18 protein-coding genes are annotated in these 21131 nt (G+C 72.2%); 11 read left to right on the plus strand and 7 right to left on the minus strand.

The features are described 5' to 3' along the window. Window positions 1-60 precede the first annotated feature (60 nt). The 3 genes from ACFZDE_RS11430 (at window position 61) to ACFZDE_RS11440 (ending at window position 5415) form a co-directional block, all read left to right on the plus strand. A complete protein-coding gene (locus tag ACFZDE_RS11430; RefSeq protein WP_391199462.1) occupies window positions 61-1809 on the plus strand; it encodes a protein kinase in 1749 nt (582 codons plus the stop codon). Between the two features lie 145 nt (window positions 1810-1954). Continuing rightward, window positions 1955-3592, plus strand: a complete 1638-nt coding sequence (locus ACFZDE_RS11435) for a succinic semialdehyde dehydrogenase (protein WP_391199463.1) — start codon at window positions 1955-1957, stop codon at window positions 3590-3592. 38 nt (window positions 3593-3630) lie between these two features. After that, window positions 3631-5415 carry a GMC family oxidoreductase N-terminal domain-containing protein gene (locus ACFZDE_RS11440; protein ID WP_391199465.1) on the plus strand — a complete coding sequence of 595 codons (1785 nt, stop codon included), beginning with the start codon at window positions 3631-3633 and terminating at the stop codon, window positions 5413-5415. A gap of 91 nt (window positions 5416-5506) precedes the next feature. On the opposite strand, the gene ACFZDE_RS11445 is transcribed toward ACFZDE_RS11440, so the two are convergent. Beyond that, window positions 5507-6490 (minus strand): LAETG motif-containing sortase-dependent surface protein, encoded by a 984-nt coding sequence (locus ACFZDE_RS11445; RefSeq protein WP_391199467.1) that lies wholly within the window; start codon window positions 6488-6490, stop codon window positions 5507-5509. Between the two features lie 214 nt (window positions 6491-6704). On the opposite strand from ACFZDE_RS11445, the gene ACFZDE_RS11450 reads away from it, so the two are divergent. After that, window positions 6705-7847, plus strand: coding sequence for a hypothetical protein (locus ACFZDE_RS11450; RefSeq protein WP_391199468.1), 1143 nt, complete (start codon window positions 6705-6707; stop codon window positions 7845-7847). Between the two features lie 549 nt (window positions 7848-8396). On the opposite strand, the gene ACFZDE_RS11455 is transcribed toward ACFZDE_RS11450, so the two are convergent. After that, window positions 8397-9086 (minus strand): chorismate mutase, encoded by a 690-nt coding sequence (locus tag ACFZDE_RS11455; RefSeq protein ID WP_391199471.1) that lies wholly within the window; start codon window positions 9084-9086, stop codon window positions 8397-8399. Between ACFZDE_RS11455 and guaA the strand changes: the two genes are divergently transcribed. Then, window positions 9007-10587, plus strand: coding sequence for a glutamine-hydrolyzing GMP synthase (gene guaA / locus ACFZDE_RS11460; protein ID WP_390993274.1), 1581 nt, complete (start codon window positions 9007-9009; stop codon window positions 10585-10587). The genes ACFZDE_RS11455 and guaA overlap by 80 nt on opposite strands. Window positions 10588-10605: 18 nt before the next feature. On the opposite strand, the gene ACFZDE_RS11465 is transcribed toward guaA, so the two are convergent. Next, on the minus strand, window positions 10606-11079 hold the full coding sequence (locus ACFZDE_RS11465; RefSeq protein ID WP_390993276.1) for a pyridoxamine 5'-phosphate oxidase family protein: 474 nt from the start codon (window positions 11077-11079) through the stop codon (window positions 10606-10608). A 189-nt stretch (window positions 11080-11268) separates the two neighbouring features. On the opposite strand from ACFZDE_RS11465, the gene ACFZDE_RS11470 reads away from it, so the two are divergent. The 3 genes from ACFZDE_RS11470 to ACFZDE_RS11480 all read left to right on the plus strand — a co-directional run bounded on the left by ACFZDE_RS11470 (window position 11269) and on the right by ACFZDE_RS11480 (window position 14376). Beyond that, window positions 11269-12063 (plus strand): class II aldolase/adducin family protein, encoded by a 795-nt coding sequence (locus ACFZDE_RS11470; protein WP_391199473.1) that lies wholly within the window; start codon window positions 11269-11271, stop codon window positions 12061-12063. A gap of 192 nt (window positions 12064-12255) precedes the next feature. Further along, the gene (locus tag ACFZDE_RS11475; RefSeq protein ID WP_391199475.1) at window positions 12256-13686 is read left to right on the plus strand and encodes a hypothetical protein; all 1431 of its coding nucleotides are present in this window, start codon (window positions 12256-12258) and stop codon (window positions 13684-13686) included. A 159-nt stretch (window positions 13687-13845) separates the two neighbouring features. After that, window positions 13846-14376: a DoxX family membrane protein gene (locus ACFZDE_RS11480; RefSeq protein WP_390993282.1), complete on the plus strand. Its 531-nt coding sequence runs from the start codon at window positions 13846-13848 to the stop codon at window positions 14374-14376. A 77-nt stretch (window positions 14377-14453) separates the two neighbouring features. Here ACFZDE_RS11480 and ACFZDE_RS11485 read toward each other — a convergent pair whose 3' ends face one another. Next, window positions 14454-14678, minus strand: coding sequence for a hypothetical protein (locus ACFZDE_RS11485; RefSeq protein WP_391199477.1), 225 nt, complete (start codon window positions 14676-14678; stop codon window positions 14454-14456). Beyond that, on the minus strand, window positions 14665-16173 hold the full coding sequence (locus tag ACFZDE_RS11490; RefSeq protein WP_391199479.1) for a PspC domain-containing protein: 1509 nt from the start codon (window positions 16171-16173) through the stop codon (window positions 14665-14667). The genes ACFZDE_RS11485 and ACFZDE_RS11490 overlap by 14 nt, the downstream gene beginning before the upstream one ends. A gap of 177 nt (window positions 16174-16350) precedes the next feature. Between ACFZDE_RS11490 and ACFZDE_RS11495 the strand changes: the two genes are divergently transcribed. Then, window positions 16351-17640, plus strand: a complete 1290-nt coding sequence (locus ACFZDE_RS11495; protein WP_390993288.1) for a PspC domain-containing protein — start codon at window positions 16351-16353, stop codon at window positions 17638-17640. Beyond that, complete coding sequence (locus ACFZDE_RS11500) at window positions 17637-18377, plus strand: LuxR C-terminal-related transcriptional regulator (protein ID WP_391199481.1); 741 nt, start codon at window positions 17637-17639, stop codon at window positions 18375-18377. Before ACFZDE_RS11495 ends, ACFZDE_RS11500 begins: the two co-directional genes overlap by 4 nt. A 9-nt stretch (window positions 18378-18386) precedes the next feature. Here the strand turns inward: ACFZDE_RS11500 and ACFZDE_RS11505 are convergent, their stop codons facing one another. Further along, window positions 18387-19445, minus strand: a complete 1059-nt coding sequence (locus ACFZDE_RS11505) for an NlpC/P60 family protein (RefSeq protein ID WP_391199483.1) — start codon at window positions 19443-19445, stop codon at window positions 18387-18389. A 411-nt stretch (window positions 19446-19856) separates the two neighbouring features. On the opposite strand from ACFZDE_RS11505, the gene ACFZDE_RS11510 reads away from it, so the two are divergent. After that, window positions 19857-20210, plus strand: coding sequence for a hypothetical protein (locus ACFZDE_RS11510; protein ID WP_391199485.1), 354 nt, complete (start codon window positions 19857-19859; stop codon window positions 20208-20210). On the opposite strand, the gene ACFZDE_RS11515 is transcribed toward ACFZDE_RS11510, so the two are convergent. Next, the gene (locus ACFZDE_RS11515; protein ID WP_391199487.1) at window positions 20188-21129 is read right to left on the minus strand and encodes a hypothetical protein; all 942 of its coding nucleotides are present in this window, start codon (window positions 21127-21129) and stop codon (window positions 20188-20190) included. The genes ACFZDE_RS11510 and ACFZDE_RS11515 overlap by 23 nt on opposite strands. Between the last annotated feature and the right edge of the window lie 2 nt (window positions 21130-21131).

Genomic DNA, 21131 nt, shown 5'->3' on the forward strand with positions numbered 1-21131 from the left:
CAACTGCCCTGAGAGCGGCCCGCGTCGACAAGCGGGCGCCACGCGGGGTACTGATGGGGCATGAGCAACGACGGGGGCGGGACGGACGACGCCCGGGGCCGGCTGGTCGGCGGGCGGTACCGGCTGCTGGAGCGCATCGGCTCCGGCGGCACCGGCACCGTCTGGCGGGCCCACGACGACCTCGCACAGTGTGAGGTCGCCGTTCGGCAGCCCCGGTTGCCGGGGCGCCCGGACGACGAGGGTCACCGGCGCGCGGCCCACCGGCTCCACCGTGAGGCCCGGGCCGCGGCCCGCGTCGACCATCCCGCCGCCGTCACCATCCTCGACGTGGTCGTCGAGGCGGAGCGGCGGGACGAACGGCCGGGTCCCGTCGGCCCCGACGAACTCGACGCGGGCGAGGCGCTCGACGGGCTGCCGTGGATCGTCATGGAGCTGGTGCCCGGCGAGTCGCTGCGCGAGGTGCTCCGACGCGGCCCGGTCGACGTACGCGAAGCCGCCCGGATCGGTCTCGCCGTGCTCGGCGCCCTGCGTGCCGCGCACTCCGTCGGCATCGTCCACCGGGACGTGAAGCCCGCCCACGTACTCCTCGGCCCACACGGCCGGGTCGTCGTCACCGACTTCGGCATCGCCCATGTCCAGGGCGAGAGCTTCCTCCCGACGGGCGGGAAGCCCGACGCGGGTTCGCCGGAGTTCGCCGGGGGCTCGCCGGAGTCCGCTGGGGGTTCGCCGGAGTTCGCCGGGGGCTCGCTGGAGTTCGTCGCCCCCGAGAGGGTGGACGGGCGTATCGCGGGGCCCGCGTCCGACCTGTGGTCGCTGGGGGTACTGCTGTACGCGGCCGTCGAGGGCTCGTCGCCGTTCCTGCGGGACACACCGCAGGCCACCCTCGCCGCGATCCTCGCCGCCGAGCCGCCCGAACCGACGAGGGCCGGGCCCCTCGGGCCGTTGCTCGCCCGGCTGTTGAGGGCGGACCCCGAACAGCGGCCCACCGCCGAGGAGGTCGCGAAGGATTTGGAGGCGGCGGGACCGGAGACCCCACCGACGCCGGCCGCCGAGCTGCCGCGGCCCGCCGAACCCATACCCACCCCCCTGCCCGCCGGGCGGTCCGCCCCGGTGCCGACCGCCGTTCCCGCCGGACACCCCACCCCCGCACCCACCCCCACCCCCGCCTCCCGTCAGGGCCTCCTCCGCCCCGGCCCCCTCGCCCTGCTCTCCGCTCTGCTCGCCGGTGGCATAGGGGCCGTCACCCAACTCGCGGAACCCAGCAGCGCGAACCCCAGCAGCGCGGACCCCCGCAGCGCGGACCCCCGCAGCGCGGACCCCCGCAGCGCCGAGACCGCCGGGCAGACCCGGGACGTGGCCGACCCTTGGGTCCCGCACCACGAGCCCGACATGGCCGCCGTACTGCACCTCCCGCCCCAGTACCGCCCCCTCGCCCGCAGCGGCAGCGCGGCCGAGCAGCCCCGCACCGTGCTCTACGGCGACGAGCCGACCGGCACGATCCAGGTCCGCCTCCTCTCCTGGGACAAGGCCCCGGCCGACCCGATGGACCAGGCCCGGAAGGCACACGACGCCCGGGGAGAAACGCGGTACGCCCGCACCACCGTCCAGGGCCGGGAAGCCGTCCTCGCCGACACCGCGTACCAACGGGGCGACACCCCGCGCCGGGTCATGCGGCTGATCGTGCGCACCGGCGACGACCGCATGTACGAACTGCGCGTCGACATGCCCCGGGGCACGCCGCAGGAGGCGGAAGGCACCTCGGTGTTCGAGGGAGCCCGGGGGCGGCTCGGCGCCGACCCGGGATCGTAGAACACCGGATCACACCAACCGGTCACCGAACAACGCCCTGATCAGCGCGTTTGCTGCCAGCGGTCACTGGCGTCGTGTGTGCACTCGGTGAAGCCGTATTACCGACGGGTACCCAAAGCCTGCCTCGCGGCATACCCTGCGCCTCATGACGGACGCGCAGGCCGCTGAGAAGACGGCAGAGACCGGCACGGCACAGACCGGTACGAACCCCCTCGCCCCCGCCCCGGAGGGCGCCCGCACCGCCGCGGACGTGGTCACGCCCGAGCTGGTCGCCCAGCTCACCAAGGGTGTCGCCGGCTCCGGCCGGACCGCCAACCACACCCCGTTCACCGGTGAGAAGCTGGCCGACCTCCCCGAGTCGACGCCCGAGGACGTGGCGAAGGCCTACGAAGTGGCCCGGGCCGCCCAGGGCGTGTGGGCGCGGACCCCCGTACGGCAGCGCGCCGCCGTCCTGCTGCGCTTCCACGACCTGGTGCTGGAGCGCCAGGCCGAGGTGCTCGACCTGATCCAGCTGGAGACCGGCAAGGCCCGGCTGCACGCCCACGAGGAGGTCCAGGCCGTCGCGGTCGCCGCCCGGCACTACGGCCGCAAGGCCCCCGCCTACCTGCGGCCCAAGCGGCACGCGGGCGCCATGCCGACCCTCACGAAGGTCACCGAGCTGCGCCACCCGCGCGGTGTCGTCGGCCAGATCGCCCCCTGGAACTACCCCCTGGAGCTGTCGGTCGGCGACGCGCTCCCGGCCTTCGTCGCGGGCAACGCCGTCGTCATGAAGCCCGACACGGAGACCTGCCTGACCGCCCTGTGGGCCCGTGACCTGCTGATCGAGGCCGGACTGCCCGCCGACGTCTTCCAGATCGTCCTCGGCGACGGCCCGGTCGTCGGCCCCGAGGTCGTCCGGCACGCCGACTACGTCTCGTTCACCGGCTCCACCCGCACCGGCCGCGAGGTCGCCCAGGGCGCGGCGGCCCGGCTGGTGGGCGTCTCCCTCGAACTCGGCGGCAAGAACGCCATGCTGGTCCTTGAGGACGCCGACATCGAGAAGGCCGCGGCCGGTGCCGTGCGCGCCTGCTTCTCCTCCGCCGGCCAGCTCTGCATCTCCATCGAGCGGCTCTATGTCCACGAGTCGATCGCGGACGCCTTCCTGGAGCGCTTCGCCGCCCGCACCAAGGCGATGCGCCTCGGCACGTCCCTGGCGTACGGCGCCGACATGGGCTCCCTGGTCGGCGAGCGCCAGCTCGAAACGGTCACGCGGCATGTGGAGGAGGCCGTCGCCAAGGGCGCGAAGGTCGTCGCGGGAGGTGTGGCCCGCCCCGACATCGGTCCGTACTTCTTCGAGCCCACGATCCTCGACGGCGTCGTCACGGACATGTCCGTCTGTGGCGAGGAGACCTTCGGCCCGGTCGTCTCCGTCTACCGCTTCACCGACGAGGACGAGGTCATCGAGCGCGCCAACGCCACGGCGTACGGCCTCAACTCCTCGGTCTGGACGAGGAACGGCCGCCGCGGCCAGGAGGTCGCCGCCCGGCTGCGCACCGGCACCGTCAACATCAACGAGGGCTACGCCCCCGCCTACGGCAGCGTCCAGTCCCCGATGGGCGGCATGAAGGACTCCGGCCTCGGCCGCCGCCACGGCTCCGAGGGCATCCTCAAGTACACCGAGGCCCAGACGGTCGCCCACCAGCGCGTCCTCCCCATGGCCCCCTCGCTGGGCATGGACGACGAGAAGTACGCCCAGTTCATGAGCCGGAGCCTGCGCCTGATGAAGGCGTTCCGGTTCCGCTAGACAACCCGCGCTTCAGCCACTCGAAGGGGAGACGGCACGTGCCTCAGGACGCTTACGACTACGACGTCATCGTCGTGGGTTCCGGCTTCGGCGGCTCGGTGACCGCCCTGCGCCTCACGGAGAAGGGATACAAGGTAGGCGTCCTGGAGGCCGGCCGTGGCTTCACCCGCGAGACCCTCCCGAAGAACTCCTGGGACCTGAAGAACTACCTCTGGGCCCCGAAGCTCGGCATGTACGGCATCCAGCGCATCCATCTGCTGGGCAACGTCATGGTCCTGGCCGGCGCGGGCGTCGGCGGCGGCTCCCTCAACTACGCCAACACCCTCTACGTCCCGCCGAAGCCGTTCTTCGAGGACCCCCAGTGGCGTGACATCACCGACTGGCAGGAGGAGCTGGCGCCGTACTACGACCAGGCCCGGCGCATGCTGGGCGTACGGCTCAACCCGACCATGACCCCCTCCGACGTGCACCTGAAGGCCGCCGCGGAGCGCATGGGCTGCGGCGACACCTTCCACATGGCCCCGGTCGGCGTCTTCTTCGGCGACGGCGAGGACGCCGACGGCTCGGCGAAGACCAAGCCCGGCCAGGAGGTGCCCGACCCGTACTTCGGCGGCGCGGGCCCGTCCCGCAAGGCCTGTGTGGAGTGCGGCGAGTGCATGACCGGCTGCCGGCACGGCGCCAAGAACACCCTCAACGAGAACTACCTGCACCTCGCCGAGAAGGCGGGCGCGGTCGTCCACCCCATGACCACGGTCGTGTCGGTCACCGACGACTCGCGCGGCGGCTACGCCGTCGCCACCCTGCCCACCGACGACCGCGGCAAGAAGAAGGGCCGCACCTACACGGCCCGGCGGGTGGTCCTCGCCGCCGGCACCTACGGCACCCAGACCCTGCTGCACCGCATGAAGGCGAGCGGCCGGCTGCCGTACCTGTCGGACAAGCTGGGTGAGCTGACCCGCACCAACTCCGAGGCCCTGGTAGGCGCCCAGACCGACGACCGGCGCTACCGCAAGGCGCACGGCGCGCCCAGGGCCGACTTCACCCGGGGTGTGGCCATCACGTCCTCCATCCACCCCGACGCGAACACCCACATCGAGCCGGTCCGCTACGGCAAGGGCTCCAACTCGATGGGCGGACTGTCCATCCTCCAGGTGCCGTACGCAGGGACGAACTCGGGCAGTTCGCGCGTCCTGGGCTTCCTCGCCAACGCGGTGAAGCACCCGGTGCTGGTGCTGCGCTCCCTGTCGAACCGCCGCTGGTCGGAGCGGACCATCATCGGCCTGGTGATGCAGTCGCTGGACAACTCCCTGACGACGTACATGAAACCGTCGGGTGTCGGCCGCGGCCTGCTCACCGCACGTCAGGGCCATGGCGCCCCCAACCCCAAGCAGATCAAGGCCGCCACCGAGGGCGCCTCGGCGCTCGCCGCCGAGATCAACGGCTTCGCGGGCTCCAACGTCGGTGAGCTGATGGGTACCCCGCTCACCGCCCACTTCCTGGGCGGCTGCCCGATCGGCGACTCCCGCGAGTCCGGCGTGATAGACCCGTACCACCGTCTCTACGGCCACCCCGGCATCTCGGTCGTCGACGGCGCGGCGGTCTCCGCCAACCTGGGCGTCAACCCGTCCCTGACCATCACCGCCCAGGCCGAGCGGGCCATGTCGTACTGGCCCAACAAGGGCGAGGAGGACCCGCGCCCGAAGCAGGGCACCTACGAGCGGCTCCAGCCCGTCGAGCCGAAGTCCCCGGCGGTCCCGGCGGAGGCGTTCGGGGCGCTGCGGCTGCCGTTCCTCGGCATGCCGGCCGTACCGCCGAAGAAGTAGCCGAGTCCGGCACACAGAAGAGGGACCTGCGCCCCCCTCCGAGCGCAGGTCCCTCTTCTGCTTGGTGCGACGGCCTGCCGGCCGCTACGGCTTACGCCTGGACGCCGGCCTTGCGGCGACGGACCACGAAGATCGCGCCGGCACCGGCGACGACCGCGGCACCACCGACGAGGCTGATCACCGGCAGCGCGGAACTGGAGCCGGTCTCGGCGAGGCTGCCGGTGACCTCCGGCGTGTTGCCGCTCGGCTTCTCGTCGGTGACGGGCGCCTTGCCGCCTTCCTGCGGCTTGGTGCCGTCGGTGTCCGTACCGGCGGAGACGATCTGGAACTTGTACGACACGTCACCGAAGCCGGTGCACTCGGCGTCGTTGTCGCCGTAGATCGTCGCACCGAGCGAGAAGCCGGCGCCGACCGGGGCGGACTTGCTGACGTTGAGGCGCAGCGGGATGTCGACCTGGTACTCGGGCTTCAGCTCGTCGGTGTAGCCGACGTAACCGACCGCGTAGCCGCCCTCGTTGAGGTCGACCCAGGTCTTGTTCTGGGGGTCCCAGGCCTGGAGCCGGACCTGCTTGCTGGTGAACAGCTCCTCGCCGTTCTTGTCGGGGGAGGCCCCGGCGAAGAAGTCGAGGTCGTTCAGCGTCGAGTCGGAGTTGTTCAGCACGTTCAGCGAGAACTTGTGCCAGCCGCTGCCCGCCGCGATCTTGCCGGGCAGGCCGGAGATGCTGACGTCGACCTTGGTGTCCTCGCACACCGACGGCTCGGGGTCGGGGGACTCCGACTCCTCGGGCTCGGACGCGCTCGGCGCCGGGGAGGACTCGCTCGCGGACGCGCTCGGCGAGCTGGACGTCTCGGGAGCCGACTCGCTCACGGACGCGCTCGGCGTCGGCGTCGTCTCGGCCGACTCGGATGCGCTCGCCGACGGCGACGCGCTCGTCTCGGGAGCGGACTCGCTCACCGACGTGCTCGGCGTGGGCGTCGTTTCGTCGGTCGCGTACGCGGCCGGTGCCGCGAGCAGTGCCACCGGGGCTATGACCGCCGTGGTGGCCGCTGCTGCCATGGCGCGGCGAAGCTTCATGAAGACCTCGGAGAGTCCGGCGTACCGCAGGACGCGGTACGAACGTTGGGGGAGGCCTCCGCGTGTGGGGCGCGGGAGTGGCCCTTGGTTCGGCAGGTTTGATCCGTGAAGCCTGTGAATGGTTGTGCTGGCCTTCACAGAATTCTTATGTGGGCTGAGTCACACACAAGACCTTCTTGTGAAGGCGCTCGCCGGCCGCTTAGATCTTTACTTCGTGTCTGAAAAGCCGTCCGACGATCAGCCGTCGGCCCCGCGGATCCCCGACGACGTCTGGGAACAGTTCACCCGCGACACCGAGCGGGACATCCGTTCCTCCGCCCCGAAGGAGCCGTCCGCGCGAGCGCGCATGGTGACCGAGCGCCTGCGTCAGCAGGACGCCCGGGGCGATGTTCCCCCCGGGTGGCGTACGGGTCCGGCGTGGCAGGAGATGAACGGCCGGGCGGCCCGGCGCCGCAAGCTGTGGACCGCCCTCGGCGTGGTGGTCGCCGCCGCCGTCGCGCTGGTGGCCCTGAAGCCGTCACTGCTGCCCGGCGACCCCTTCGGCACCGGGGAGGCCTCGGCCGCCGACGCCGCACCGCTGCCCGACGAGACGGCGCCGCCCACCACCGCGCCCGGTGCGTCGGACCCCGAGACCCCCACCCTGGACCGGCCCTTCGCCGGTTCCCCGGCCGAGCGCTGGGCCGACGGCGAGACCGGCATCGTCCTGCCGGAGGCGAAGGCCGTCGGCGCGGTCTCCGCGGACCGGGTGGGACAGGCGCTGAAACTGACGAAGAAGCTGCTGGTCGGCGCCAACCTCGACCCGAAGACCGTACGCGGGGCCCGCCCCGAGGCCGCGCTCTCGGTGCTCGACCCCAAGCAGCCCGGCCTCCTCGACGACCTCGGCACCGGGTTGCGCTCGCCGAGCAGGGAGCACGACCCGGTGACGCTGTTCAGCCGCTTCGACCCCGGCAAGGTGCGGCCGGTCGGCGACGTGATCAAGACCCGTGGGCACATGACGTTCAAGAAGGGCACGCAGGGAGGCGTGGCGGTGCACGCCGACTACACCTTCGTCTACCCCGTCGTCCGGGCGGACGGCCCCACCGAGGTCACCCGCACCATCGTGCGCCGGGTCCTCGACGTCGAACTCGCCGACCCCGCCCGCTATCAGGTCACCCCCGGCCGGCTGCTCCTGATGAACTACGACCAGGAGATAGGCAACTCCTCCTGCTTCATCTACGACGGCTACCTGCACCCGGAGTTCCCGTCGAGCGGGTCCGAGGGCCCCGACCCGAGCGGCCCGGCCACGGACCCGTACGACCGGAGCAAGCCCATCGAGCGCGGCGACGACGGCGACTGCGGCACGGTGACCCGCACCTGAGTCGAGTCGAGTGCGGGGCTGGAGCAGAGCGAAGGGCCCTGCGGGCTTGAGCAGAGCGAAGGGCCCTGCGGGGTGGAGCCGCAGGGCCCTTCTTCTCGTCAGCACCGACGTCAGGGCAGCGCCGGTGCCTGGAAGCGGCGCCGGGGGGTAGCGCCGCTGGTCCGTACCTTTGGCAATGTGGGCAATGCGGGTGTCCGCGGGGGGACTTGGACTGTGTACGCATCGTGCTGGATGAACGCGGCGCCCGCAACCGTTTGACCCAGACTTGTGCATTTATGCAAGGTCCGCCGGTCGGCCCCGGGCGTCCCCGGAGCCGACCGTTCTCTTGGGTGACCGGGCTGCTGTCCCCTGCCGTCCGGTCACTTCCCTGGAGCGAGGTCCCACGACGCACGGCACGATCCGTGCGTCTCATCGCCCCAGTGAGCCACGCGTGGTTCTCTCGGGCCCGCGCCTGGCTGGCACGGACACCGGGACCAACGAGGGGCCGCGGGGGCGGTCACGCGCCGTACGGGTGAGGAGAGGGCGTACGTCTGTCCTGCGAATGCGGTTTCAGATCTTGCCCCGGCACAGCTCCAGCAGGGTCATCGCGAGCGCTGTGCCCGGCTTGCCGAGCGCCTCCCTGTAGTGGCCGAGGACGTCCATCTCGCGGGAGAGGTTCACGCGCCGGCCGCCGGAGGCGATCCGCGCCTCCTGGATGACGGCCGACACCGCCACCCGTTCCTGGATCAGGCCGATGATCCGGTCGTCGAGCGCGTCGATCCGCTCGCGCGCGCCGGTGATCACGCCAGCGGCCTCGGGGGTACGGGCGCCGGTCACGTCGATGGCGGTCATAGGGGGCTCCTCGTCGTCAGGGGCTGCCCCGGGGCGGCACGGCCCGGACGACGACAGGCGCCCCGGGCCTTGTCGGCCCGGGGCGCCTGGGAAGTCGCTTGTCAGTTGCTCAAGCAGCACGACCATGGCGTCCGGCGGGCCGGATGCCATAGGTAAAGACGAACGTCTGGTGCTTGAACATGGGGCAAGTATGCACCCCCTCCAGGGGCCGTCCAAGCCGGTTCGCATGCTGAGACGGGGTGATCGCCCGGCACACGGAAGGAGCCCGGCCGCCCCCCGGTAGAATCGGGTGGCACAAGACCCCCGCCCCACCGCCGGAAGGCACCCCGTGTCATCAGCGACTCCCGCTGCCACCGCCGCCGACACCGTTCTGGTCGTCGACTTCGGCGCGCAGTACGCCCAGCTCATCGCCCGTCGTGTCCGCGAGGCGCGGGTCTACAGCGAGATCGTGCCGAGCACCATGCCGGTCCGGGAGATGCTCGCCAAGAACCCCGCGGCGATCATCCTCTCCGGCGGCCCCTCGTCGGTCTACGCCGAGGGCGCGCCCAGCCTGGACCGCGAGATCTTCGAGGCCGGCGTCCCCGTCTTCGGCATGTGCTACGGCTTCCAGCTGATGGCCAGCGCCCTCGGCGGCACCGTCGACAACACCGGCGCCCGCGAGTACGGCCGCACCGACCTGCACGTCTCCAAGGTGTCCTCCACCCTCTTCGAGGGCACCCCCGCCGAGCAGCCCGTCTGGATGTCGCACGGCGACGCCTGCTCCGCCGCCCCCGAGGGCTTCACCGTCACGGCCTCCACGGACGTCGTACCGGTCGCCGCCTTCGAGAACGACGAGAAGAAGCTCTACGGCGTCCAGTACCACCCCGAGGTGATGCACTCCACGCACGGGCAGCAGGTGCTGGAGCACTTCCTCTACCGGGGCGCGGGGCTCACGCCCGACTGGACGACCGGCAACGTCATCGAGGAGCAGGTCGCCGCGATCCGCGAGCAGGTCGGCGACAAGCGCGCCATCTGCGGCCTGTCCGGCGGCGTGGACTCCGCCGTCGCCGCCGCCCTCGTCCAGAAGGCCATCGGCTCCCAGCTGACCTGCGTGTACGTCGACCACGGCCTGATGCGCAAGGGCGAGACCGAGCAGGTCGAGAAGGACTTCGTCGCCGCGACCGGCGTGCAGCTGAAGGTCGTGGACGCGCAGGAGCGGTTCCTCAAGGCACTGGCCGGGGTCTCCGACCCCGAGGAGAAGCGGAAGATCATCGGCCGCGAGTTCATCCGGGTCTTCGAGCAGGCCCAGCTGGAGATCCTCCAGGAGGAGGGTCCCGAGGTCGCCTTCCTCGTGCAGGGCACCCTCTACCCGGACATCGTCGAGTCCGGCGGCGGCACCGGCACGGCCAACATCAAGTCCCACCACAACGTGGGCGGCCTCCCCGACGACATCGAGTTCGAGCTCGTCGAGCCGCTGCGCCAGCTGTTCAAGGACGAGGTCCGGATGGTCGGCCAGGAACTGGGCCTGCCCGAGGAGATCGTCCAGCGCCAGCCCTTCCCCGGCCCCGGCCTCGGCATCCGCATCGTCGGCGAGGTGAACAAGGAGCGCCTGGACCTGCTGCGCGAGGCCGACGCCATCGCCCGCGAGGAGCTCACGGCGGCCGGCCTGGACCGCGACATCTGGCAGTGCCCGGTGGTCCTGCTCGCCGACGTCCGCAGCGTCGGCGTCCAGGGCGACGGCCGCACGTACGGCCACCCCATCGTGCTGCGCCCCGTGTCGTCCGAGGACGCCATGACGGCCGACTGGTCGCGCCTGCCGTACGAGGTCCTCGCCCGGATCTCCACGCGGATCACCAACGAGGTGAAGGACGTCAACCGCGTCGTCCTCGACGTGACCTCGAAGCCGCCGGGCACCATCGAGTGGGAGTGATCCCCGTGCCCTCCCGGCTCATGTGCGCTTGATCGTGCGCAGGGGAGCACCGGGCGTCCAGACCTGGACGACGAGGTACGTGTCGTCCTCGACGTAGGTCCGCACGACCTCCGTCAGCTCGGTGCGGAAGAGGTGGAACGGCTCCGGCGGTTCCACCTCTTCGACATATCCGGCCTTGGTCTGCACGTCGTCGACCTCGATCGCCCGGCCGCTGATCCGGACGTCGCCGCCGCCCATGCCCGTGCCCTCCCCGGGGTTCGCCTGGAGCGCGAAGCGCGGGTCGCGGCGCAGATCGAGGGCTTTGAGCGAGTCCGGCATCATGCCGAGCCACAGCTCGCCGTTCAGGAACCGCACCTCCAGGCCGCTGGTGCGGGGCGAACCGTCCTTGCGGAGGGTGGCGAGGATGTGGTGGGTGAAGGCGCCGAAACGCTTCTCGACGGTGCCGGCCAGATCCGGTTCGGCGGTGACGAAAGCCGCCCAGTTCGCAGTCATGACACGAGTGTCGCGCCGAAACCCGACATCTTCTGTCGGCTATTCGTGGGGTGGGGGAGCCAGGGGGCACACGAGTGGGCACACGGTGCTCACAGGGGCGCTCGTGTCATCTTCACGATTCGCCGCTGTTCTTCCCGGCCTCACGGACGGTAATTTCCGCCCGTACGCAGAACCAGCGCTGGAGGACCTATGAGCGGGCCCACCCCGCCCCTGCCGCTGCCCACCGACCGGCTGCGGTTCGCCATGCCGCCGATGCACGAGTCGGTCGAGGACGAACGCCGGCACCGCAAGGAACGGCTCGCGGGGGCCCTGCGGATCTTCGGCCGGCTCGGCTTCGAGGACGGCGTCTCCGGGCACATCACCGCCCGCGACCCGGAGTACACCGACTGCTTCTGGGTGAACCCGTTCGGAAGGCCCTTCCGGCACGTCACCGTGAGCGACCTCGTGCTCGCCAACCAGGACGGCCAGGTCGTCGAGGGCGGCTACCACGTCAACCAGGCCGCCTTCACCGTGCACGCCCAGGTCCACGCCGCCCGGCCCGACGTGGTCGCCGTCGCCCACTGCCATTCCGTGCACGGCCGGGCGCTCGCGGCCCTCGGCGAACTGCTGGAGCCCATCACCCAGGAGAGCTGCGCCTTCTACGAGGACCACGCCCTTTACGACACGTACACCGGCGTCTCCGTCGACGCGGAGGAGGGGCGGCGCATCGCCGCGGTCCTCGGCTCCCGCAAGGCGCTCGTGCTGCGCAACCACGGGCTGCTGACCGTCGGCGACTCGGTGGACGCGGCGGCCTGGTGGTTCGTGTCGATGGAGCGCTCCTGCCAGGTGCAGCTGACGGCGCAGGCGGCCGGGCGGCCGGTCCGGATCGAGCACCGCATGGCCGTCGCGACCCGGGAGCAGCTCGGCGGCGACCTGGTGGCGTGGATCAACTACCAGCCGATGTGGGAGGACGTCAGCCGCAGCGAGCCGGGGTTGCTGGGCTGAGATCGCCATAGAGGAGTTCTCCCGGCCGGGTCAACACGGCACGCCGGACTTCACCCGTGCTGACCAGAGGGAGCGTCGGGAACCGGGCGGTGTAGGGCACAATTCGCTGTCGTCGCAGGGGAGTTGTACAGCGGTGTTTCCGGGGTCCGGAAGACCGGCGGTGGTTGGGTCGCGGGAAGGCGGGCGTCGGGCGTGGCGGTACGGGAGGCGGGACGGGGCGGCGCGGACGCGGGCGGGTACGCGAGCGCCCATGCGGGTCCCTACGCGGGTGCGAGTGCTCATGCCGAGGGGAACGCGGGGCGTTACGCCGGTGGTCACACCGGCGGGTACCCGGGCGGTTCGGGTGGCGGCTTCGGCGGCGGCCACGGGGGCGACCACGGCGGCGGCCACTTTGGCGGGTGCGCCTGCGGGGACTGCCCGCACGGTGCGCGTGAGGGGCACCGGCGGGCCGTCGCCGCGTTCCTGCGCCGACGGGACGAGTTCGCGGCCGGGCAGGGGCTGCCGGCCGCGGTGGCCCACTCCGCGTCGGCCTCCCGCCAGTGGGTCTCCGAGGAACTGGCGCAGGCCGCCGAACTCGTCGCCGAGCGGGGACGGGCCGAGGGGCAGGCCTGGCTGACCCGCCTGTGGCGCCGCACCACGGCCGTGGTCTGGGCCGCCGTGGTGCTGTTGCTGCTCGGGCAGGCCCTCACGGCGATCGGCGTGGGCTGGACGGCGGCGCGTACGGCCGGACTCGCCGCGGCACTGGGGACGGCCCTGTCGCTGACCGCCGCGTCGTGGTTCCACCGGGCCAGGGGCGGGGTACTGGCGCCGGTGATCGGTGAGGACAACCGGCTGTCCACGTCCCGCACGGTCGCCGCGGCATGGGTGCTCTTCGTGGCCTACGCGGTGCTCGTCCTCGCGGGCCGATTGGCCGCCGCCTCCCGGCAGCGGGAGCGGGACGCGCTGATCTCCGGGCTGGATCTCGCCCGGGGCGCCGGGATCGTGACGGTGCTCGCCGTGGTGTGCGGGATCGCCGTGCTGGTGCGGCGGGTGGTCGGGCTGCGGGTCCTGGGGCAACGGCTGCAGAAGGTGCGTGCCGACCGGCCCCGGGCCGCCGACCTGCTGACCGACGACGCGGGCCGGGGCACCTTCGCCGACATCCAGTACATCGTGATCAGCGGTGTCGCCCTGGTCTTCGCGGCGGTACGGCTGGCCCGGCGGCCGGAGCAGCTGCCGGACCTGCCCTGGGGACTGGCGGTGGTGGTGCTGGTGTCGGCCGCGACGTATCTGGCCGGCAAGTATTCGGAGGGCGGCCGGCCGGTCATCCTCTCCGTGGTCCGGGCCCGGGAGGCGGGCGACCTCGACGGGCCGATCCGCACCGGCGACGACATCGAGATCCGGGGCGCCGGATTCGTACCGCCGGGAGCGCAGGGAGCCGACCGACTGGCCCGGATGGTCGTGCGCGTGGGCACGGTGCACGTCCACGTACCGCTGATCCCGGTCCCCGGCGGCTTCCGCAACCCCACGGACACCGTGCTGACGGTTCCGGTACCGGCGGATGTGGAACCGGGGAGGGTGGAGGTGCAGGTGGTCACGGCGGCGGGGGTGGAGACCAACCGGTACGCGGTCGACGTGACGGAGTGACCACACCCGTGCGTGAGGGCGGCTCGGCCATGCCCTTGACACCCCCTGCCTCACCGACCGGACGGAAAAAGCCGCTCGCACAGGATTGAGCGCGGTCCGTTTGTCGTACGTATCGTCTGGTGAGGGGGTCTCGGCACCGGCGAGAGGCGGCTAGCAGCGATGACTCACAGTATGCGGACGGACACGCACTCTCCCCACTTCGGCGAGGGAGGAGGCTGGCGGGACAACGCCACCCGCTACGCCCTGCTGCCGCTGCGCATCTTCCTCGGCGTCACCTTCATCTACGCGGGCCTGGACAAGCTCACCGACAGCGCCTTCATGAAGGACTCCGGTGCCGGCTCGATCGGCGACATGATGCGTGCCGTACGCGACTCCTCCGCCATCCCCGCCCTGGTCGACCTCTCCCTCAAGAGTCCCGTCGGTTTCGGCTACGCCATCGCCTTCGGGGAACTGGCCGTCGGCATCGGCACCCTGCTCGGCCTGCTCGCCCGGCTGGCCGCGCTCGGCGGCGCGCTGATCTCCCTCAGCCTGTGGCTGACCGTGAGCTGGGCCTCCGACCCGTACTACTACGGCAACGACCTCGCCTACCTCATGGCCTGGATCCCCCTCGTCCTCGCGGGCGCGCCCCTGTTCTCCCTCGACGCCGCACTACGGTCGCGGCGACGACAGAGGAGCGGCGGGTACCGGTAGCGCCCGCTCCCCGTCCCGCCGGGTACCGGTAGCGTCCGCCTCCCGTCACGCCGGGCACCGGTAGCGTCCGCTCCCCGTCATGCCGGGTCCGGGCCCGTACGGCCTCCCCGGCGGCGTCGGCGGGCGCGGCCGGTCAGGAACGCCACCGCCCCGGCGAGGCACAGCCCGCCCGTGACGAGGGGTATCGCCACGAACCACGGGGTCTCCCAGGCGCCGCCCGCGTCCCCGGCGTAGAGCACGCCCGCCAGGACGAGGACGCTGCCGGCGAGCAGCTTTCCGGGCTGGACTTCATGACGAAGCACGGGTCACCTCCGCCTGTCCCAGGCCGACCTGGAGGTCCAGGTCGATCGTGCCTGCCTTCTCCACGCCCTTGGCGGGGGAGAGGGTCATCTCCTTGTGCCGTCCCGGCTGCACGTCCACGTCCTTCGGGTCGTCGCCCGGCAGCTGGAGGTCGCCGACCCCCACCTCGGCGTCCAGCCGCACGGTCACGCCTTCGGGCACGAGCACTCTGAGCTTGCCCATGCCGACCTCCGCCCGCGTCGTCACCGTCTGTTTCCCCGACACGTCCAGCTTGCTCAGGTCCAGGGTGCCGACACCGGTTCCCAGGTCGTAGCGCGGCCGTACCTCCGCCACCGAGGCAGGCTGCCAGGTGGTGCGCGCCCAGTGGGTGTCGATGTCCTTCGGCAGGGCCGCCGCACCGGTGAGCAGACCGGCGGTGAGGATCGCCAGGAAGATCGAGCCCGCGCCGGTCCGGCCGAGGAAGGCGCTGACCGCTATCCCCAGGCCCAGCACCGCGAGCGCGCAGGCCAGACCCGTCTGCAGGCTGGTGCCGAGCGGATGGCCGTCCCAGGTGCGGCTCGTGCCCAGGGCTCCCGCGAGCAGGGCCAGCAGGAAGACCCAGCCTCCGATCCAGCGCGGGCCACGCGGCTGGGGCGGCAGGGGGCGCTGAACCGGTGTGTCCTCGCGGCCGCCGGACCGGGGGGTGCCGGGCCGGGTGCCGAGGCTGATGTTGACGGCCGCCGCGACGTCCAGGTCGTGGGTGTCGCGAGGGCCCCACAGATAGCCCGTGCCGCCGATGTGGGTGCCGTCCTTGACGATCGGGTCGCGCCACCAGGAGGGCGTGGTGAGGAGCACCGGCGGCGCCTGGGGCTCCGGCGGGGCGTCGGCCGCGGCCTGCGCGGCCAGGGGGTCGGGGCTGGGGGCGCCGCGCTGGCGCGACCAGTAGCCGGCGCCCGCGAGGAGGAGGGAGAGGACGACGGCGAAGGTCAGCACCCCGCCGTTGTTCAGCATGCTCAGGAACACCCCGCAGCCGACCAGCGCGAACAGCACGGCCGCCAGGGCCTGGCCGTCGACGCGGCCGGTGAGCAGCTTGCGGACCTCGTTCTCCTCGTCGTCGTACGGGACGAAGAGCCAGGTGAAGCCGTAGAAGAGGAGGCCGATGCCGCCGGTGGCGGAGAGCACGGCGAGGGTGATGCGGAAGATCACCGGGTCCATGTCGCACTGCCGCCCGAGTCCGGCGCAGACGCCGGCCAGGGTCTTGTGGCGGCGGTCGCGACGGAAGGCGTGCGGGGGCCCGGCCGGGACGGCGCCGTCGCCGGGGGCGGCCGCACCGGGTGCTCCTCCCTGCCCTCCCGCGTCCGCGGCGGTCGGGTCCGCTGCTCCTCCCCCCTCTCCCGCGTCCGCGCGCCCGGGGGCGGAGCCCGCGGCGGGTGCGGCATCCTGCGGCCCGGCGCCCGGAGTGGGGCGTGGGCCGGAGCCGGGTCCCGGACCCGTCGCGGCGTGCTCGTGATCGGTCATGGGTCCATGGTGACGGGCGCGGCGCCCCGGCGGGAGTCGGAACGACCCTGGCCGGACCCTGATATCGGCCCTGAGAGATCGCTCGGGAAGTGTTCGACGGCCGGTCCGCGGAGATCAGGGGAGCTCTAGGGGACGACCCTGATGCTCCGGCCTCCCGCACATGTGACCATCAATGGCATGTCGGAAGCCGCAGCAGCGCCACTCGCCGAACCGCGGCCGCCGCGCAAGCTCTACCGCAGCAGTGACGGACGCTGGCTCGGAGGCGTGGCGCGGGGCCTCGCCGGGCATCTCGGGCTGCCCGTGATCTGGGTCCGGCTGGTCTTCGTCGGCCTGTTCATGGCGGACGGCCTCGGCGCGCTGCTGTACGCCGCGTTCTGGTTCTTCGTCCCGCTCGGCGTGGGCGGCGTCGAGGCACAGAAGCCGCCCTCGCCCCTGACCGAGACCTCCTCCGACGGCCGCCGCAGACTCGTCGCGCGCAGACCCGACAAGGGCCAGATCGTGGCCCTGCTCCTCATGGTCGTGGTGGCCATGGTCTTCGTCGGCAATGTGAACCTCAGCGGTGGAGCCCGGGCGTACCTCTGGCCGATGGTGTTCGTCGGCGCGGGTGTCGCCCTGGTCTGGCGGCAGGCGGACAACGCCCGCCGGGCCCGCTGGGCCGAGGTCGGCCGCCGCCGGCGCACGGTCACGCTGCTGCGCTCGGTGGGCGGTGTGCTGCTGGTGACGGCCGGTGTCTCCGGCATCTTCGTCCTGCAAGGGTCCGCGGCCCACCTCGGATCGGTGCTGCAGGCGGCCCTCGCGGTCCTCGTCGGGATAACGCTGCTCGCCGGGCCGTATCTGGTCCGCATGACGCAGGACCTCTCCGAGGAGCGGCTGATGCGCATCCGTGCCCAGGAGCGCGCGGAGGTCGCCGCCCATGTGCACGACTCGGTGCTGCACACCCTCACGCTGATACAGCGCAACGCGGAGAACGCCGGCGAGGTGCGCCGCCTGGCCCGTGCCCAGGAGCGCGACCTGCGCACCTGGCTCTACAAGCCCGAGGGCACCGGCAAGGACGAGGCCGACGAGCCCACCACCCTCGCCGACGCCGTCCGGCGCAACGCGGCCGAGGTGGAGGACAAGCACGGCGTGCCCATCGAGGTCGTGGTCGTCGGCGACTGCCCGCTCGACGAGAGGATCTCCGCACAGATGCAGGCCGCGCGGGAAGCAATGGTGAACGCGGCCAAGTACGGTGGCGAGGGCGGCGCCGTGCAGGTCTTCGCCGAGGTCGAGGGGAAGACGGTCTTCGTGTCCGTCCGGGACCGCGGCCCCGGCTTCGACCTGGGCTCGATACCCGCCGACCGGATGGGTGTCAGAGAATCGATCATCGGCCGCATGGAGCGCAACGGCGGCACAGCGCGGCTGCGCGCGGTGCCGGACGGCGGCACGGAGGTCGAGCTGGAGATGGAGAGGGCGGAGAAGACGTCATGAGTGACCCGACCGAGACGGACGGTACGGCGGGATCGGCGGAGGCGGCCGGACCCGCGGAGTCGGGCGGGGGCACCGGGCGTCATGTGCGCGTGGTCCTCGTGGACGACCACCGCATGTTCCGCACGGGCGTGCAGGCCGAGATCGGACAGACCGAGCAGACCGGAGTCGAGGTCGTCGGCGAGGCCGCGGACGTCGACCAGGCCGTCACGGTCATCACCGCGACCCGGCCCGAGGTGGTCCTCCTCGACGTCCATCTGCCGGGCGGGGGCGGCGTGGAAGTGCTGCGCCGCTGCGCCCCGTTGATGGGCGACACCGAGCAGCCGGTCCGCTTCCTCGCGCTGTCCGTGTCGGACGCGGCGGAGGACGTGATCGGCGTGATCCGCGGCGGTGCCCGCGGGTACGTCACCAAGACGATCACGGGCACGGATCTGGTGAACTCCGTGTTCCGTGTGCAGGAGGGCGACGCGGTCTTCTCCCCGCGCCTCGCCGGGTTCGTCCTGGACGCCTTCGCCTCGACGGACGCGCCGCCGGTCGACGAGGACCTGGACCGCCTGACCCAGCGCGAGCGTGAGGTGCTGCGGCTCATCGCGCGGGGCTACGCGTACAAGGAGATCGCCAAGCAGCTGTACATCTCCGTGAAGACGGTCGAATCGCACGTCTCGGCGGTGCTGCGCAAGCTCCAGCTGTCCAACCGCCACGAGCTGACGCGCTGGGCGACGGCGCGGCGGCTGGTCTGACGCCGGCGCTCACACCACCCGGGTCGCCCCCGCGAACGGCATCTCGTCCAGCGGGGCGACACGCACCGGCGCGGAGGGGTTCGGCGCGTGGATCATCCGCCCGTTGCCGACGTAGATGCCGACATGGCTGATGCCGGCGTAGAAGAAGACCAGGTCGCCGGGGAGGAGTTCGGAGCGGGAGACGCGGCGGCCGGCGGCGATCTGGGAGTAGGTCGTGCGGGGCAGGGAGACGCCCGCGGCGCGGTAGGCGGCCTGGACGAGGCCCGAGCAGTCGAAGGCGTTCGGGCCGGTGGCGCCCCAGACGTAGGGGCTGCCGAGCTTCTGGTAGGCGTAGGAGACGGCCGCTGCGGCGCGGGAGTTGGGTGCCTGGGCCGTGGCGGAGCCGGGGGCGGCGAGGGTGTCCCGGGCTCCCGTCGCGCGGGAGGCGCGGTCGGGCGATGCGCCCAGCAGGGAACGTTCCTGCACACCGAGCCGGGACAGCAGCTGCCGTGCCGAGCCCAGCTTGCCGGTGATCGTCTTCTTGTGCCGTTTCAGCTCCGATTGCCGTGACTTCAGCGAGGTCAGCTCGATGTGGGCGGCCCCGCGCAGCTGCTCGATCTCCCGCAGCCGCTTGCGCACACCGGTGACGGCGGCGTTCTGCCGGTTGCCCGCCCGCTCCACGAACTCGGCGTTGTCCAGATACCGGTCGGGATCGTCGGACAGGGCGAGCTGTACCGCGGGGTCGAGGCCCCCGGCGCGGTACTGCGCGGCGGCGACGGAGCCGAGGGCGTCGCGGTCGGAGTTGAGCCGCTCCTGCTTGCGGGCCGCCTGGTCCTGGAGGTCCTTCAGCCGCTGAGCGGCTGCCTCGGCCTTCTCCTTCGCGCCGTTGTACTTCTCGGTGGCGACCTCCGCCTCCTGGTAGAGCGCGTCGACCTTCGCCTTGACCTGGGCGGGGCTGAGCTGTGGTTCGGCGTGTCCGGTGCCGTCGAACCCCGTCGCCGTCGCCGCGCCCGCGAGGGCGATCGTGGCGGCCGTACGGGCCTTGCCGCCACCCGTCGAGCGCTGCCGGGGCTTGCGATGCGCTGCCACCTGGAGGCCACGTCCTTTCCTCGACCGCCGGGGGGGGGTGCGTGCGGTCGCCGGGGGAGCGGTCGGGCGGCCTGCGCATCCGGCGACGGCCCGCACAGGGGGAGCGGATCGCCGCCGGACTTTTCGGCGGTGGTGTCCGACTGCCGCCCCTGGCCCGGGCGGCGGTGGGGAGCCGGGCACCTGGTGGAGGACGCTAAGCGGCGCCGTGCCGGGCCGGGGGCTGGTGTGCGGAAGTGACGTGAGAGGACCGGTGGTGACCGTATGCGACCGTGACCCCGTCTACTTCACTCAGCGTGATGACCGATGTGCCGGATTCTGAGCAAGTGACCGTGATCGGGTGCTATGGGGCGCATTTATGCATCAGTGGCCCGGTGTCGGACGCCCCTGAGGCCCTCATTAGGCTCCGGCCTCATGGACGTACTCATCCACCTCTTCGTCGGCCTCCACATCATCGGTATCGCCTCGCTTCTGGGCGGCTTCCTCACCCAGATGAAGTCGATGGGTGAGGGTACCGCCCGTTTCACCCCCGCGATGCTGCACGGCGCGTTCACGATGCTGGTCACCGGGGTGATCCTGGTCGGCCTCAACCAGGCGGACGACCAGTCCGTGAACAACGTCAAGATCGGCATCAAGCTGGCCCTGCTGATCGTGATCCTCGGCCTGGTCTACGTGAAGCGGGACGAAGAGAAGGTGGACAAGGGCCTCTTCGGCCTGGTGGGTCTGCTGACCACGGCGAACATCTTCATCGCCGTGCTCTGGACCTGACCCGGGAGCTCCGGGCGCCGGTCCGGGCGGCCGCGAGGGCCCAGGCGGTGCACCCGAGCCAGGCGGCCACCGCGATCCACAGCAGCACCTCCCCGCCGGCGTCGAGCCAGGCGGCGTCGAACGCGGCGGCGACCGCCAGGGTGGCCGCCGCCGTCACCACCGCGGCGAACACGGTCGCCCAGCGCCGCACGTCGTAGTGGTGCCGGGGCCAGAACAGTTCGGCCAGCAGCAGGGCGACGCAGGCGATCAGCGCGAGCACGAGCAGCGTGACGGTCGTCGTGCGCAGGGCGCTGGTGTTCTCCTCGTTCCACAGGTACAGGCGGGAACTGTCGGCGCTGAGGAGTCTCGCCCCGGCCATCGAGGAGAGGGCGAGGGCGCCTGCCGCGAGCCAGTGGTCTCCGCGCCCCTCCTCCACCTGCCGGGGCTGGAAGCGGAACAGGGCGAAGCAGTAGAGGGCGAGGCCCAGCCAGAAGAGCACCAGGGCCGCGTGGGCGAGCCAGGCCACCGCATCCGCGGCGGCGAGCGTCGCGCCGAGCACGGCGAGGCCCTCCGTCGCCACACAGCGCAGGAACACCGTGCCGCGCCGCCCCTGGGCCTCCGCGGCGAGCAGCACCGCCCAGAGCACCATGGCGAGGGCCAGCAGAGCCTCGGCGACGGGCTGCCGGCCGGCCGCGGAGAAGCCGGTGCCGAGGACGGCGGTCGCCGCCACGGTGGTGAGCGCGGCCGGCGTCTCCGCCTGCCACACGCCGCGCCGCCGCTGGGCGAGGCCCGCGACCGCCACCAGCCAGCTCGCGCAGGCCAGGCCCAGGGCGATGCGGGCCAGGGCCGCGTGCCCCGCCGAGTCGAGACCGACCGACACGATGCCGGTCGCCAGCGCATACGTCGACCACCAGGTGGCAAACGGGGAGGGACCGGGCATAA

The sequence above is a fragment of the Streptomyces sp. NPDC007929 genome (genome assembly GCF_042959065.1).
Lineage (GTDB): Bacteria > Actinomycetota > Actinomycetes > Streptomycetales > Streptomycetaceae > Streptomyces.

What these genes read in the sequence shown, in the direction of transcription:
- ACFZDE_RS11430 (WP_391199462.1), top strand. Translation starts at nt 61, where the DNA reads ATGAGCAACGACGGGGGCGGGACGGACGACGCCCGGGGCCGGCTGGTC.
- ACFZDE_RS11435 (WP_391199463.1), top strand. Translation starts at nt 1,955, where the DNA reads ATGACGGACGCGCAGGCCGCTGAGAAGACGGCAGAGACCGGCACGGCA.
- ACFZDE_RS11445 (WP_391199467.1), bottom strand. Translation starts at nt 6,490, where the DNA reads ATGAAGCTTCGCCGCGCCATGGCAGCAGCGGCCACCACGGCGGTCATA.
- ACFZDE_RS11455 (WP_391199471.1), bottom strand. Translation starts at nt 9,086, where the DNA reads ATGAGCTGGGCGTACTGCGCGCCGAAGTCGACGACCAGAACGGTGTCG.
- ACFZDE_RS11465 (WP_390993276.1), bottom strand. Translation starts at nt 11,079, where the DNA reads ATGACTGCGAACTGGGCGGCTTTCGTCACCGCCGAACCGGATCTGGCC.
- ACFZDE_RS11470 (WP_391199473.1), top strand. Translation starts at nt 11,269, where the DNA reads ATGAGCGGGCCCACCCCGCCCCTGCCGCTGCCCACCGACCGGCTGCGG.
- ACFZDE_RS11480 (WP_390993282.1), top strand. Translation starts at nt 13,846, where the DNA reads ATGACTCACAGTATGCGGACGGACACGCACTCTCCCCACTTCGGCGAG.
- ACFZDE_RS11490 (WP_391199479.1), bottom strand. Translation starts at nt 16,173, where the DNA reads ATGACCGATCACGAGCACGCCGCGACGGGTCCGGGACCCGGCTCCGGC.
- ACFZDE_RS11495 (WP_390993288.1), top strand. Translation starts at nt 16,351, where the DNA reads ATGTCGGAAGCCGCAGCAGCGCCACTCGCCGAACCGCGGCCGCCGCGC.
- ACFZDE_RS11500 (WP_391199481.1), top strand. Translation starts at nt 17,637, where the DNA reads ATGAGTGACCCGACCGAGACGGACGGTACGGCGGGATCGGCGGAGGCG.
- ACFZDE_RS11510 (WP_391199485.1), top strand. Translation starts at nt 19,857, where the DNA reads ATGGACGTACTCATCCACCTCTTCGTCGGCCTCCACATCATCGGTATC.
- ACFZDE_RS11515 (WP_391199487.1), bottom strand. Translation starts at nt 21,129, where the DNA reads ATGCCCGGTCCCTCCCCGTTTGCCACCTGGTGGTCGACGTATGCGCTG.